Raw genomic sequence first — 15,465 nt, 5'->3', positions numbered from 1 at the left:
ATTTTGTAGATTTTTTGAATTTTAAGTAATCCGGATAATTTATTGCCGCATGTCATCGGCTCGCCGAAGGTTGTTTCCGTCCGGAGGGAGGGTTCCCGGCATGCCTGAAGAAAAGAGATGCTTCGTTATCCGGCATAATAAAATGTGATATCGTTAACTGCTGACTGTTCACTGATATATCTGTTACCTTTTGAAAAAGACAGTGACTTGCAATCCGGTTGTATATAAGGTGTTTACCCCCCGATCTTCCGGATCTGTAATCCGATGAAACCGGGGATAATTTTGAGTAGAGAACTTATGTCGAAATAGTGCTAGTAAATTGTCGATAATTTATCATTTTTAATTATATTTAACTTGTATATTTGTATTCGTGAATTAAACCTAAAAAATAAGAATGAGGGATGAACTGTTTCACATCTTGTGTTTCACAATTAGAAATAACAGTTAATCGATTACATATCGAAAACGTTAACCCTTTAAAATTTAACATTTTAGATTTGTTTTTGTGCGCAAATAAACTAGAGAGAGAGAGAGAGAGAGAGTAATCAAGTCTTACCTAAAGATATACAACTCGAATTATTACTATTCGGGTTTTTTACTATGTATATATATGATAAAAAAGACCTTGTCTTCTGTATTCCATTCAGAAGGTAGGAGGTCAGTTGCGTCGTGTCGTTATGTTTAGGGCAGATACAGATTTTACAGATTCAGAAACGATTTATCCGGTAATTTCTTCTTTATTATTATTAATGGGTAACCTCAAATTTTTTTATTATGAATGTTTACTTAAAAGAAAACAGAATTAGTAAGAGTATATTTAAAGTACTGCTATTGTGCGGTATCTTATTATGCTCTCATGCCTTTGCTCAGGCTCAAACAGTAAGGGGTGTCGTTAAAGACACAAATAATGAGCCTATTATTGGAGCAAGTGTCACCGTGAAAGGAACGACTAATGGTACCTTGACGGACGTAGATGGGAAATATACTATATCGGCAGGTACAAATTCGGTATTGGTCTTTTCCTTTGTCGGTTATAAGTCACAGGAAGTAACTGTAACCTCATCGGTAATTGATGTGGCCCTTCAGGAGGACGCCCTTCAGCTGGATGAAGTTGTAGTAACAGCTTTGGGTATTAGAAAAGAATCGAAAGCGCTGGGCTATTCGGTTAGTACAATAAGTGCAGGCGATTTAACGAAAGCAGCTGCGCCTACTTTAGGTTCCGCTCTTTATGGAAAAGCAGCCGGTGTGCGTATCCAGACAGCCCCGGGCGGTATGGCGGGTGCTATTTCCATTAAAATCCGCGGTCTGAATTCCCTGAACCTGACCAATATGCCCCTGGTCGTGGTGGATGGTGTACCTATCCATAACGGTGATGCCAATCTGAGCGGTTACTGGGATAATCAGCGGATATCGTCTAATGGTTTGGCAGATATCAATCCCGAGGATATTGAAAGCCTGTCTATACTGAAAGGTGCCGCGGCCTCTGCCTTGTATGGTTCGGAGGCGACCAACGGTGTTGTGATGATTACGACCAAAACAGGTAAGGGTTCTACGGGCTTGGGCGTGGACTTCAATGCCAGTCTGACATGGGACCCGGTGGCTTATATGCCCCAATATCAGACTAAATATGGCCCGGGAGTTAATGGGTATCAACGCACTGCGGCAAACGGACTCGATGAAGAAGGATGGAGGATTAATGGCTGGGATGACAGACATGGCGTAAACCACAGAAGAGCGTCTTCAACGACAAGGTATTGGGGGCCGAAATACGATGGTAAAGATGTGCTCTATTATGACGGAACAGTACGCAAATACTCTCCGATAAATGATAATCCGTGGTCGGAAACATTCCGTACAGGCTTTACCCAACAATACAACCTGGCTGTTACAAACGCTACTGAAAAGGGCAATCTCCGCTTTTCTTATACTTATCTAGACAATTTGCCTACGCAGTATAATTCCACGTTTCATAAGCATAATTTTAACCTGACAGGTAATTATAACGTAACGAAAAATATTTCAGTCGGTTACGGTGTTAATTATATAATACAGGATCAAAAAAATCCGCCTTACCGCCTCAGCCGTACATTGACTAACTTTGGCGGTATGGCAGGGCCTTTCGATGACGTTAAGTACCTGCGCGAGCATACAAGAACAAGTTTGGGATACCTGAACCGGATTTATTCTGATGAAGCTAATCAACTTACTCCGGATGAAGGATTCGAATGGACTCCGGCTCCTTATGCATTGGTGGAGGAATATTTCTGGAATATCCTGAGTAAGGAATATCTTAAAAATACCAACCGCTTGTTGGCAAATGTTACTCCAAGCTGGCAAATAGTAAAGGGTCTTACCCTGAAAGGGCGTATAGCGACGGATTATACTGCCGAAAAGATCGAGCAAAAAGAACAGGCAAGCAACTCTCCTATGATCAACAAAAATGTAGGATACTATATGGCGCGTAACAATCGCTACGAGATTTTCTACGGTGACATTATGTTGAATTATGAAACCAACCTGACAGATAAGTTGGGCATGAACGCTATGGTCGGCTGGCAGGGACGTACGGAAAATGAATTCGACACTTGGGCGAATACCAATGAAGGCCTCTCGGTAGAAAACTGGTTTCACCTGAATGCCAGCAATGCTTCGAAATCTTCGGATATGACTAAAATGAGCCTGTTGAAGACCGCGTATTTCGGAACATTAAACCTGTCGTACAACAACTGGGCTTATCTGGAAGGAACACTCCGTCAGGAAAAAGTTTCCACGCTGGCACCCAAGAAGAATGTATTTTATTTCCCATCCGCGAGTGGAAGTATATTGTACTCCGAATTATTTAAGGATAAAATGCCTTCGTGGTACGATTATGGAAAGATCCGTGCGTCTTACGGCGTTGTGGGTAATCCTCCACCGGCATATTACGCTGCTCAGGCTTATACGCAAAAGTCAGTTGCCGGATGGATATATAATAGTGTCGACCCTGCAGTGGGCAATTACAACCTCCGCAACGAGAAGAAATTCGAGTGGGAATTTGGATTGGAAAGTAAATTCTTCAACAATCGCTTAGGTTTCGAGCTTTCTTATTATACGAATAAAATACAGGATATGATTTTGGAGGCGACCATGCCTGCGTCTTCCGGTGCTACAAGTCTCAAGATGAATATCGGCGACATGAAGAACAGAGGAGTTGAACTTTCCCTGTACGGTACGCCGGTTCTGACACGTGACCTGAGATGGGATGTGCGCGCCAATTTTGCATGGAACAAAAATACCGTGGTCAGGCTGGCGGAAGGTATCGACCAGATGACACATACAAACTGGGATAATGGTTCCGCGTACCTCTATTCAAAGTTAGGAGAACCGGCCGGAGATATATATGCTTTGGCGCCTAAACAAGATGATAAAGGTAATTATATTATCCGTGAAGATGGTTTCTATCAACTGACCGATAAACCGGTTAAAGTGGGAAATGCCATGCCGAAGATGGTCGGAGGTTTCGCTACTACTTTCTCATATAAGAATTTCGTGCTCGATGCTTCGTTCGATTACCGCATAGGCGGTGCGGTAATGAATATGCCTTACCAGTATATGATGGGACAGGGAGCGATTAAAGAAAGCCTGGATTATCATGATGGAGAAGGTAAAGGGCTGACCTATTACTTCGATGCCAATCGTAATGTAGTTCCTTTCACAGGTTCTGCAGGCCCTAACGGAGAGCGGATTTATGATAACGGTGTGATATTGCAAGGTGTTAAAGCGGATGGAAGCGCTAATACGACGATGATTCCGGGTGATAAGTTGGCATATTGGACTTACAACTGGGGCGGTTATGATCCTACGGATGTAACTTATTATTCTCATGGCGTATTTGATAATACCTATGTAAAATGTCGCGAATTGTCAATAGGTTATAATCTTCCGAAGTCTGTACTTTCCAAAGTCAAGTGTAAGAGTTTGATGGTATCCGTATTTGGACGCAACCTGTTCTATGTTTACAAGAACATGCCGATGCTGGATGCCGAAGCAGCCGACGGTACAAATTGGATAACACAGACCAGCCTGGGCGGTTCTACTACGACAACCCGTTCGGTAGGTATTTCGTTACGAGCCAGCTTCTAGTTTTTTAATTAATAAAAAAAGGAACAATATGAAAAAAATATATTTATTTCTCATTGTATTGGTTGCGGCGCTTACATTTTATTCCTGCGCCGACAGCGAGTATTCGGATAAATATCCTGATCCGAAATTGACTACCAAGGCATACTGCGACAAACTGATGACGGGAGTGTTTTATACAGGACGGACATATACTTTTAACTCCTATTGGCGTATGTACACTTGGGATAATACTGTTACGGGGAAGTATGCCCAGACACTCGGGTTTATGAATTCGCAAGGCTCCCTTTATTCGGCTAACGACAGCTACGCTAACGACCGTTGGGTACATTTCTATAATACACTGACCCAATTTCGTGTACTTCAGAATGTCTATGAAGGGTTAAGCGACAGCGAAAAAGATACATATAGAATATTCAAGAATTTGTCCGAAGTATTTGTTTACGATCATTTATCGCAGATAGTGGATACTTTCGGCGACGCGCCGTTCAAAGAGGCCGGATTTCTTGCCATTACCGGTGATGTGGCCGGCAGCTATCCGGCATATGATAAGGCTACGGACATATATACTACGATGCTCGACCGTCTGGGCGAACTTTATACAGATATACATAATTTAAAAAATAATTTGGACAAGCAAGCCTCTGCATCTCTGCCTATCCAGGATTTCATCAATTACGGCGATCTGGATAAATGGGAAAGGTATTGTAATTCGCTTCGCCTGCGCCTTGCCGTACGGGTGGCTTCACAAGGAGACTTATCTGCCAAAGGGAAGCAGGTGATAGCTGAAATCCTGGGTGGTGGCTATCCCCTCGTATCCAGTCTGAACGAAACTATTAAACTGGATTCCAATGATAAAGACACCGGAGTTTTTTTCAATCCGGATGATCTTCGGACAGGCTATATTGACCAGAGCCGTGCATCACAAGCCATGTTAGATGCATTAACAAACGCCGTTTCGGGAGAAAAAGACCCGCGCCTGCCTATCATGTATTCCAAGAACGCGGCAGGAGAATATAAAGGGCTGTCTACTCACGAAACGTATGCCGAACAAGAAGTAAACACCGCGAAGCCGGAATCAGAGCGCGTATATTCGCGTATCGACTCTACTACAGTGATGTACAATACACAGTTTATAAGTCCGATCTTCACGGCAGCTGAAGTAGACTTTCTGAAAGCAGAAGCGTATCAGAAAGGATGGGCCAGCGGCGATGCAAAAGCGGCTTTTGTTGACGGGATTCTACACTCCGCACAGTTCTATTTCGAAGAGAACGCAATTAGTCCGAGCAAAGACGGGACAAAGATGGACATGCCGGCAGAGTCGGTTATTAAGGCTTATGCAGAAAAAGTATGGAATGCCGCCTCTAACAAAGAAGAAGCTATCATTACTCAGAAATGGCTGAATTTTGGTTATATGCAGCCGTTCCAGGCTTGGAATGAAGTGCGTCGTACAGGATACCCTCAGTTATATTATCCGGAAGATCAGTCGGCTCAATTATTGAAAACATTACCTTTCCGGGTTCGTTATCCGGATTCCGAGAGAAGTAATAACGCAAAAAATTATGATGCACAGATACAGGCTATGGGTGGAACAGATAATGCCTATATAAAATTGTTTTGGGCGAAATAATACGATAGATTGCAAATGCTCTGAAATTTAGAAATAATCTTAAGTTATATAGTGGGTTCACACAAACATTAAATTTAAGACACTGAAAAACTCCAGATCTTTATTAGGTCTGGAGTTTTTATTTTTTTTACACTGTTGATAATAGTGTAAATATAAGGTATTTACATAATGTTCGGAGTTAGCGTGTAACAGCAGTCAGTTAATAACTGATATTGTGTCATGTTTTATACAAAAAGAATAACATAAAGAATTCTCATTTTTCTTAAAAAAAAATCTGTTCATTTGTAACACTTCTTTTTTTATTGCGTACATATAATTAAAGGAAAGTGTTTAATGCCATATTCAGCAGAGTTAACTATCAGTTGTTATTATGCTTAGGACGTCAGTAAACAGATATGAGGCCTAAATAGAAAGGGTAACAGGATTAGTAAATGATAAGTTTCGACTCAGGTATAATCGAGCAGTGCAGGAAAGGCGAACGCAGGGCGCAAATGCAGATGTATACAACCTTTTACAAAAGGGTTTACAACACATGCTTTCGCATACTCCGTGACTCTGCCGAGGCTGAAGATACGATGCAGGATGCTTTTCTGAAAGTTTTTTCAGGACTGGATAATTACAATGACTCTGTTCCTTTCGAGGCCTGGCTGGTGCGAATAGCTATTAACACGTCCATTGACAGGCTGAGGAGGAGAAACATGGAGATGACAGAGTTGCATGATAATATGAATTATGACATTGCCGACACGGACGATAATGCCGATTGGGAGCAAATAATGGAGAAAGTAGGTCAGGTGAAATCAGCTATAGATAAATTACCGGAATCGAGCCGTCTGGTTATAAATTTGTATCTGATAGAGGGTTATGACCATGAAGAGATCGCTGAAATACTAAACATAGCATCGGGTACGGCCCGTATACAATATATGAGAGCAAAACAAAGATTAATCGAACTTATCTGAAAGGAGAGAGAGATGAAAGATAGAAAAGAATACATAGAAAAGAATAGAGAACTATTTGACGATAAAGAGCCTTCGGTAGGTCATATGGCGCGATTCGAAGCATTGCTTAACAGGCAAACCGAGATTCAGGAAGCTGAAAAGAAGCCTACTAAAAGAGTAAAACTGATAAGCTTTATCTCTATTGCTGCATCCATTGCGATATTAATTGGAGTAGTGGTCAGATTTTACGCGCCGCAAAGCATAGAAGTGGCCCCGCCAACTGAAAGTTCCATAGCAACTGATGAATTCAGGGCGACAAACGATTACTATAATCAGCAGATGGAGGAGCAGATTGCGGATATCATGTGCAAACTGGCCTATACCGATACCGAAAATCAGGCACAGCTGACTCGTGATATAGAGAAGATAATGAGCAACAATACAGCCTTTGTGGATGAGATGTCAAAAAATGAGAATCAGGAAATGGCAATACGCTATCTGGTGAAACACTATAAAATAAATATACAAAAACTGGAAAGTATAAACGAAAAATTAGGTAAATACACAAAATGCTAAAAATGTACACACGATGAAGAAGAATATATTATTAACGTTTTTATGTTGCCTTACCCTCTTTCATACATTTGCGAATGAAAGCGCAGGTAATCAGCCTCAGGACTCTGTCAAAGTATTCAAAAAGAAACTGAATCTCGATTTAGATAAGGTATTGGATGGAATAGACATAGACTCAAGCCAGTTTATGGAATTAAACGACTTCAACATCAATATAAATACAGACTCTATCACTGCACTGGCTATGAACGCTGCAAAAGAGGGTATTAAAACGGCGAAGTCAAGTCTCAGAAATCTCAATGTTGACGGGAAAGGATACACCGCTTATGCCTTTAGTTATGATAGTAAGGGAACCAGGCAACGTGCTGAAGGTACACCTACCCGTATAGAAAAGAAGAGCTTTTCGAATATATCCGAGATCGAATTCTTCCATAAATACGGAAATATAATAGTAAAGGAATCAAATTCGAGTCAGATAGATCTGGAGATACAATATTTCGATAAGAGGGATCAATCCGCTTCATGTAATATTGCAACAAGCAATAAGCTTCTTTCCATCACTACGAATAATACCGGCAGGAGTAATTCGAAACCTCAGATTAATTATATAATAGCTGTTCCTAAAAATATATCGCTGAATATTAATCTGGACTATGGCGATGTGAAATTGGATAAACTAAACGGAAGTTTCGACGCGAACCTTTCGTACAGTGATCTCTCCGCACAAGCCTTAAATAAGGCTGCTTCTGTAAAAGCACGGTATAGTGATGTGAAAATAGGAGAAGCACAGGATATTAGTATATCAGGGTCCTATTCGGATTTCAGAATAGAGAAGGCAAAAAGAGTGGAGTCGTCTGGTAACTATAACGATTGCCGGTTCAATAACGTACAAACCCTTGTGATTCCTAAATCCTCCTCATACGGTGATATGAAGATAGGTACTATCGGCAGTATGACAGGGCAGCTGATGTATGCAGATATAATTATAGATAACTTGTTGTCTGATATCGATATTCGCAGTTCTTATGGCGATGTCACGATTAAGGGAATGTCGCCTAAAGTGAAAACGATAAATGTAAAGGGCAGTTACTGCGATGTTGCAATAGGCCTTCCGCTGAATATTTCAGCTACATTCGATGCCAGCCTTGTATACGGAGATCTCAACATATCGAAAAAGTATGCTGTAAAATATACCGAATCCATTGAAAAGAGCAATAAGGTAACTAAAAAAGGCCAGATAGGAAACGGTACGCCTACTGCAACTATAGTAGTGTCTAATAATTATGCAGATATTGATATAAGGTAAGCAAAAGAAGGTATTTAATGCAATATTATTTATACATACTATTGCTGTTTTTAGATACGAAAGTAATAAATAGGTCTGCGACCTTAAAAATAGAAAGAACTATGAAAGTAAAAAGTATTATCCTGTTAGCTGTGTGTTGTGTGGTATCTTTAGGTATATCGGCACAAGTTGTAAAAGAAAAGAAACCAGTAAGTTCATTTAACAAGATTGCCGTAAGTGGAGGTATAGATATTTATTTTACCCAAAGCAACTCGCACTCATTGGAGATTGAAACCGATGCGGAGAATATGCCGAAAATTGAAGTAATAGTAAGCAATGGCAATCTCCAACTGAAGCGGAAAGACGGCGAGCGTTTTAAAAGAAACTCAAAGATATATGCTTATGTTTCTGCCCCTGCATTAGATGCGATAGCCATATCGGGTGGTTCGGATTTCAATGCGAAAGAATTGAATAATAAAGGAGCATTGTCTATCGCGGCATCAGGCGGTGCGGATATAGAGATAGACCGGTTGAATGTAAATGAGGCAAATTTTGCTTTCTCCGGAGGTTCCGACTGTGATATCAGGGATTTAAGAGCGAATAAGCTCAAGATAGCAGCATCAGGCGGAAGCGATTCAAATATAAATATCGGCAGTGCAGATGAAGTAAGCCTTTCCGTTAGTGGCGGAGCCGATGTAGAACTATCGGGAAAGACGAAGGTTATCTCTGTTAGTTGCAGTGGCGGAGCCGATGTTGATATCAAGAAACTGACATACGAAACTATCAATGCCCACAAGTCGGGTGGAGGTAGCATAAGTAAGTAATAGATTTGTGATAAGAATAGAGGTGTACCCGAAAGTACACCTCTACTTTCTTTTACTTCGAACGAGACCGCTTCTTAATTCGTCTTGAACTTATACTGAACTTTGGCTAAATCTTCATTAGCCTTTTCAATTTTACTTTTCAAGGTTTCTTTGTAAGCGATCAGTTTCTTATGCAAGTCTTCATCTCCCGTAGCTATCATTTGCAGGGCAAGGATAGCCGCATTCTGGGAACCATTGATACCCACTGTGGCAACAGGTATTCCCGGAGGCATTTGCACGATAGCCAGCAATGCATCCATTCCGTCGAGCGAAGCATCGATAGGCACTCCGATAACCGGAATAGATGTCATAGAAGCTATAACACCCGGGAGATGGGCGGCCATACCGGCTGCCGCGATAATTACTTTAATTCCGCGTTTGTGAGCTGCTTTAGCGAAAGCCTCTACACGTTCGGGAGTACGGTGTGCCGACAAAGCGTTTATTTCGAATGGAATCTCCATTTCATCGAAGAACTTTGCGGCTTTTTCCATTACGGGAAGATCGGATGTACTTCCCATAATTATACTTACGATAGGTTTCATTTAATTATTTACCAATTAGTTTTTTGTAATCTGCCGCCGAAAGCAAGCTGTCCAACTGGGCGGCATCGCTTACAGCAATTTTAATAATCCAGCCTTTTCCGTATGGATCTTCGTTAATCAATTCAGGCTTGTCTTCCAGATCGGCATTTACTTCGAGTACTTCTCCGGATACGGGCATCAACAGGTCGGAAACGGTCTTTACAGCTTCTACACTGCCGAATACTCCGTCTTTGTCGATTGTTTCCCCTTCGGTAGTAACATCTACATAAACGATTTCACCCAGTTCGCTTTGAGCAAATTCTGTAATACCAACTACAGCTTTATCACCGTCAACTTTGATCCACTCGTGATCTTTTGAATACTTCAGATTTTCAGGAAAATTCATAATTTCTTTATTTATGCATTAATAAATTATAAGTTCTTAATAAACATGATAACACCCCAATATGCCCCGATCAGTACACACAGGTATGAAACAACAAGGCCGACTAAAAAGCCCGTATATACTTGTCCCGGAGTGTGCCGTTGAAGCGTCAGCCGGGATACGCCCAAACACCCTGCTAAGATAAACAAAATGATGAACAAAATGAATGGATTCAGCCCTTTAACGTTGTAACAAACCGACAAAGTGCAACCGATCAGTCCTCCAATTCCCATCATATGTGCGCTGATCTTCCAATATTTAGTTGTGATGGCAGCTATAACGATCAGAACGAGAGGTGCAGCCAGCACACCGATAAACCATGCATATAATCCGGCCGATACAAAGTAATAGATCAGTAAGCAGTAAGAACAGAACGCCGCGACAAAGGGGATCAACCTGTCATTTCTGTTTTTCAGGTCATAATCTTTTATCAGCCCGGCTTTTCTCAAAAAGTATATGCTACTCGCCGGAATCACGCATGTAAGGAAAAATACGGGAGTGATAAACTGTATAAACTGCCCGGCAAAGATCAACCTGAAATCCGTATACAAAAACAAAAGTGAGACACCATACACTCCCATAAAAAAGGGATGCAGGATAATAGATATTATCCGTGCAGGAAGTGGCTCTTTTTCTTTTGGTGGTTCATATGAGAACGGCGATTTACCGGAGGCGGACTCATCCCCGGCATTCGCGGGATTGTTTCTTATCTCCGGCACATTGTCTATTTCTTCTATCATATTTCCTTTCTTAATCGGGCAACAGGCAAGTTCATCTGTTCCCGGTATTTAGCTACAGTACGGCGGGCAATTATATATCCCTTCTCTTTCAGTATCTCTGAAAGCCTGTCGTCTGTAAGTGGTTTCTTCTTGTCTTCGTGTTCGATACATTCTTTTAATATGGCTTTCACTTCACGGGAAGAAATTTCTTCGCCTGTGTCAGTCTGCATTGACTCTGAGAAGAAGTATTTAAGCGGGTAAATCCCGAAATTAGTCTGCACATATTTACTGTTGCTCACCCGTGATATGGTGGATATATCGTATCCTGTACGTTGAGCCACATCTTTCAGTATCATTGGTTTTAGCTGGGCTTCGTCTCCTGTAAGGAAGAAGTCGTACTGCATATCCATTATAGCCTGCATAGTGCGCTGAAGTGTATCCTGTCTCTGTTTGATGGCGTCGATGAACCAACGGGCGGAATCCAGCTTCTGCTTTACGAATAAAACAGCATTCTTGCTATCGGCAGACATGCTTTCCTTATTATCGGCATACCCTTTGAGCAGGTCGGAATATTCGCGGCTTACTTTCAGGTCGGGGATATTACGGTTATTCATGCTTAACAGAAGTTCACCGTTATATGTTTCTATGATAAAATCGGGAACAATAGTACTCAACGTAATGGACATGGAATCTCCCCAGTTATTCCCCGGTTTAGGGTTTAGAGTAGTGATTTCCTGTATTGCACCTTTTAGCCCGGTCTCATCAATATCCAGTTGTCTTATGATTTTATCATAATGCCTTTTGGAGAATTCCTCGAAGTAGCCGGAAATTATCTTTATAGCTGATTCCGTATTGTCTGATTTTTCTTTTCGCGTCAATTGCAAAAGGAGACATTCCTGTAGATTCCGGGCGCCTATACCTGCCGGCTCGAAGTCCTGGATCGTATTCAGGATTTCTTCGAGTTTAGAAACCGGAATATCCAGGTTCTGTTGGAAAATAAGGTCGTCTGAGATTGCAGAAAGAGACCTGTCCAGATAACCGTTTTCATCAATGTTTCCAATAATATATTCGGCTACTTTTTCATCATCCTTTTCCAATTCACATTCGCCCAATTGCTCTATCAGGTATTCGTGCAGGGAAGCTGCTACCGAGAATGGTATTTCGTCTTGTTTACCGGAAGCTTGTCTATTACTGTCCCGCAATTGATAATCAGGAATCTCTTCTTCATTCATGTAGTCACCTAAAGTCAAATCTTCCTGCGATATATTTCCATCGTCTTCCGAATTGTACTCATCATCGAAATCCGATGAGTCATCTGTCGCTTCAAGACCTTCTTCAAGAGCCGGATTATCTTCGAGCTCTTGCTTTATTCGCTCTTCCAGCTCAATAACAGGCAGCTCGGTTAATTTAATAACCTGCATCTGAAGAGGTGAAAGCTTCTGCTGCTGCTTGAGTTGTAAGGACTGTTTTAGAGCCATAAAGTACCTGATAAAATTCTATTAAGACAAAGATAATAATAAAAACAATATTTAAACGTAATGGTTCAGCTATTGAATAACATAAGAATTATAAAGGTTCTCCCTCTTGTACTCCGGAAGGGCAGAGCCATTCAACTCTATGAGTTTTTGGTCATGCAGGGAAATACAGGACGGCACCGGGTATTTTGTTAAAATCTGACATATCTGACAACTTTTCAGTAAACAGTTAGCAATAAACAACCCGTAAGATGTAAAAACTTTGCGCCTTTGCGTGAAACAAAATAAGGCGTCAGCCAACCCGTAACTATTAAAAAAGGTAACAACCTTTTCAGTAAACAGTTATCAGTCATCAGTTAATAACTCGTATCTCGTGTCTTGTCTACTCGTATCTCATATTACTTAAAACTCACGACTTGTTAAAACCTGACAAACCTGACAGCTTTTCCTGCTTTTTTACTTTTTCCCAATCTTTAAATTCCTAAACATTAAATTTTTAAATCCTTCCACATCTGTCAAAGAACTATAAGCTAATAGCTAACGGCTAAAAGCAATATATAGATAAAGTTCTTTTGAAATATTTACGGATTCGGCTTGTCAGAATTCTCTCAATCCCGAAACCTTATATCTGCTGAGGGCCTCCAGTTTTACATCCCTGTTTACGACAACGCCATTGATGGCCAATGCCTGTTCTACGGTTTTGAATGCAATTTCGGGATGGTTATTGTCCTGGCTGAGATGACAGAGCCAGATATTTCGGAGATTTTCATTATAGATACTTGCAATAAATTCGGCCGAAAGACGGTTGCTCAGGTGTCCCATACCGTTTTTTATCCGTTCCTTGAGATAATACGGGTACCTGCCTGTCTGAAGCATATATTCGTCATAGTTGGCCTCTATTACAAGATGGTTGGCCTTGCAGGCATAATCCCTTATTTTGTCGGTAATCTGGCCTATATCCGTTACGATGACAAGAGCCTGCCCGTCAAACTCGATGTGATAGCCTACGTTTTCGATGCTGTCATGCGGCACATCAAAGGCTGTTATATTAAAGTTATCGATTGCAAACGCTATCTCTTTCTCTATGACCCTTTTTGATTGGTACAGTTTGGCCTGAACGACCCTGTTGCGCTGAATGCCTTCGTGTACGGTCTCGGTCGCATAAATAGGGATGTTGTACTTGTCACCGAAGCATCCGACTGTTTTGATGTGATCGGCATGGTCGTGCGTAATAAGGATTGCTTTAATCTTTTCGAAAGCGACCCCGTATTCCCGCAATGCTTTTGTCACGTTGCGGATACCTATTCCGGCATCTATAAGGATACCATTTTCTTTGGTTCCCAAATAGTAACAGTTTCCGCTGCTACCGCTGCCCAGGCTGAAGAACTTATATTTGTATTGTGAAAATAAATCATATTGCATAGCGTGCAAAGTTAAGGAGTATCCGGATAAAAAAAGGTGTCCGCAACGTTAAAGTTATGAACACCTCCGGATATAATTTGAGCGGGTTCTTATCCTTTTTTCAGGAAGCAGGTTTTTAAGACGATGCTCGACCCGTCTATTTTGCAGTCTACTTCTGTCGGTTCTTCTGTCAGGCGGATACTTTTTACTTTTGTTCCACGCTTGATGACCATCGACGAACCTTTTACTTTCAGGTCTTTAATAACTGTTACGGCATCACCGTCAAGTAATTCTGCACCATTGCTGTCTCTGGGGGTTGTGTCTTCTGTTTCTGTGTTTGCTTCGCCTGTCCATTCGTGAAAGCAATCGGGGCAAACATATGCCGTACCGTCAAAATAAGTATTTTCCATGCTGCACACAGGACAATTCGGAGTTCCTTCCATTTTTGCTAATTTTTAGTGTTAAAAACGCAAAGATAACGCTTTTAATGTCTGTAGCCAAAATCGGTACATTTCGGCAAACGTATCCACAATATTTCCGGGGCCTGTATGATTAAGTTACTATTCAGAATTAATATAAATTTCTTCTATTATTAAAAAATTCAAAAAATCTTCAAAATTGGCAAATATATTTACATGCGATTTAATCGGTAAAGTCCGTTAGATCAGGTTAGTTTATTAATTAAATGTCTGAAATAGGAACAGACGTAAAATCAATTTGAAATGAAAAAATGTTTATTATTTGCCTTCGTGATGGTTGTGTCGATCATTTCTGCTAATGCTCAGGAAGCCGGAAAATTCAGAGGTGGACTAGACTTTGGTTATGCGATACCTAAAGGAGGAGGAGGTATTGGGGCTGCATTAGAGTTTAAGTACAATCTGAAAGATAATATGAACGTGGGTATCCGTATCGAAGATGCGTTTATGGCTAAAGAAGTAGGAGAATTAGAGGGAAGCGTATCAGGAAATGAAGCTTATCTGGGTACTTTCGATTACTATTTCAACAAGGGAACTTCCAGTTTTGCTCCATTCGTAGGCGCCGGTGCCGGCTATTATAGCTTGGCGACAATCAAAGTCAATGATACTGATCTGGGTGCTGATACATCCGGTAAATTCGGCGGATTGTTAAGAGCAGGTTTCGAATATAAAAAATTCAGAATGGCAGCAAGCTATAATCTTGTTCCTTCTTCAAAGTTTGAAGTTGGTAACCAGAAAATATCTTCTTCAAATGGCTATTTCTTAGTAACGGTAGGATTCTATATCGGCGGTGGTAGCTGGAAAAAATGATATTGAAGAGAAAATAACTAATATCGTAATTATATAAATAAGGTTTCGCCAGTTCACTGGCGAAACCTTATTTATCTTTATAAGAAGGAGGTAATGAATTTTCAGATTGCTATTCATTAAGTTATAAAGTAATTTGAATAATCTGATGTCTGAATAAAATAACAATATCGAAAACGTATTAAAATAAAAGTTTAACTATTTAATCGT

13 protein-coding genes are annotated in these 15,465 nt (G+C 40.8%); 7 read left to right on the top strand and 6 right to left on the bottom strand.

Annotated features, from left to right (window positions below; genetic code table 11):
- Nucleotides 1–774: 774 nt before the first annotated feature.
- The 6 genes from B3317_RS07200 (at nt 775) to B3317_RS07175 (ending at nt 9,372) form a co-directional block, all read left to right on the top strand.
- The gene (locus B3317_RS07200) at nt 775–4,122 is read left to right on the top strand and encodes a SusC/RagA family TonB-linked outer membrane protein (protein ID WP_291110110.1); all 3,348 of its coding nucleotides are present in this window, start codon (nt 775–777) and stop codon (nt 4,120–4,122) included.
- 28 nt (nt 4,123–4,150) lie between these two features.
- Nucleotides 4,151–5,749, top strand: a complete 1,599-nt coding sequence (locus B3317_RS07195; RefSeq protein ID WP_291110108.1) for a SusD/RagB family nutrient-binding outer membrane lipoprotein — start codon at nt 4,151–4,153, stop codon at nt 5,747–5,749.
- A gap of 431 nt (nt 5,750–6,180) precedes the next feature.
- Entirely contained in the window at nt 6,181–6,711 is a 531-nt protein-coding gene (locus tag B3317_RS07190; protein ID WP_291110106.1) for an RNA polymerase sigma factor, read from the top strand.
- A 12-nt stretch (nt 6,712–6,723) separates the two neighbouring features.
- On the top strand, nt 6,724–7,266 hold the full coding sequence (locus B3317_RS07185) for a hypothetical protein (RefSeq protein WP_291110103.1): 543 nt from the start codon (nt 6,724–6,726) through the stop codon (nt 7,264–7,266).
- Nucleotides 7,267–7,279: 13 nt separating this feature from the next.
- A complete protein-coding gene (locus B3317_RS07180) occupies nt 7,280–8,569 on the top strand; it encodes a hypothetical protein (RefSeq protein ID WP_291110101.1) in 1,290 nt (429 codons plus the stop codon).
- Between the two features lie 101 nt (nt 8,570–8,670).
- Nucleotides 8,671–9,372, top strand: coding sequence for a head GIN domain-containing protein (locus B3317_RS07175; protein ID WP_291110099.1), 702 nt, complete (start codon nt 8,671–8,673; stop codon nt 9,370–9,372).
- 74 nt (nt 9,373–9,446) lie between these two features.
- Here the strand turns inward: B3317_RS07175 and purE are convergent, their stop codons facing one another.
- The 6 genes from purE to B3317_RS07145 form a co-directional block, all read right to left on the bottom strand.
- A complete protein-coding gene (gene purE / locus B3317_RS07170; RefSeq protein WP_291110097.1) occupies nt 9,447–9,953 on the bottom strand; it encodes a 5-(carboxyamino)imidazole ribonucleotide mutase in 507 nt (168 codons plus the stop codon).
- 4 nt (nt 9,954–9,957) lie between these two features.
- On the bottom strand, nt 9,958–10,338 hold the full coding sequence (gene gcvH, locus B3317_RS07165; protein ID WP_291110095.1) for a glycine cleavage system protein GcvH: 381 nt from the start codon (nt 10,336–10,338) through the stop codon (nt 9,958–9,960).
- A 26-nt stretch (nt 10,339–10,364) separates the two neighbouring features.
- Nucleotides 10,365–11,117 carry a hypothetical protein gene (locus B3317_RS07160; protein WP_291110093.1) on the bottom strand — a complete coding sequence of 251 codons (753 nt, stop codon included), beginning with the start codon at nt 11,115–11,117 and terminating at the stop codon, nt 10,365–10,367.
- A complete protein-coding gene (rpoN, locus tag B3317_RS07155) occupies nt 11,114–12,574 on the bottom strand; it encodes an RNA polymerase factor sigma-54 (protein WP_291110090.1) in 1,461 nt (486 codons plus the stop codon). Before rpoN ends, B3317_RS07160 begins: the two co-directional genes overlap by 4 nt.
- 594 nt (nt 12,575–13,168) lie before the next feature.
- Nucleotides 13,169–13,993, bottom strand: a complete 825-nt coding sequence (locus B3317_RS07150) for an MBL fold metallo-hydrolase (protein WP_291110088.1) — start codon at nt 13,991–13,993, stop codon at nt 13,169–13,171.
- Between the two features lie 89 nt (nt 13,994–14,082).
- Nucleotides 14,083–14,415 (bottom strand): zinc ribbon domain-containing protein YjdM, encoded by a 333-nt coding sequence (locus tag B3317_RS07145; protein ID WP_291110086.1) that lies wholly within the window; start codon nt 14,413–14,415, stop codon nt 14,083–14,085.
- Nucleotides 14,416–14,694: 279 nt separating this feature from the next.
- Here B3317_RS07145 and B3317_RS07140 point away from each other — a divergent pair, with 279 nt between their 5' ends.
- Nucleotides 14,695–15,258 (top strand): hypothetical protein, encoded by a 564-nt coding sequence (locus tag B3317_RS07140; protein WP_291110084.1) that lies wholly within the window; start codon nt 14,695–14,697, stop codon nt 15,256–15,258.
- The last annotated feature ends 207 nt before the right edge of the window (nt 15,259–15,465 follow it).

Source organism: Dysgonomonas sp. UBA7710 (genome assembly GCF_002482385.1).
Taxonomy (GTDB): Bacteria; Bacteroidota; Bacteroidia; order Bacteroidales; family Dysgonomonadaceae; genus Dysgonomonas.
The sequence above is the reverse complement of the archived record's forward strand: the minus strand, read 5'-3'. Positions and strand labels throughout refer to the sequence as shown.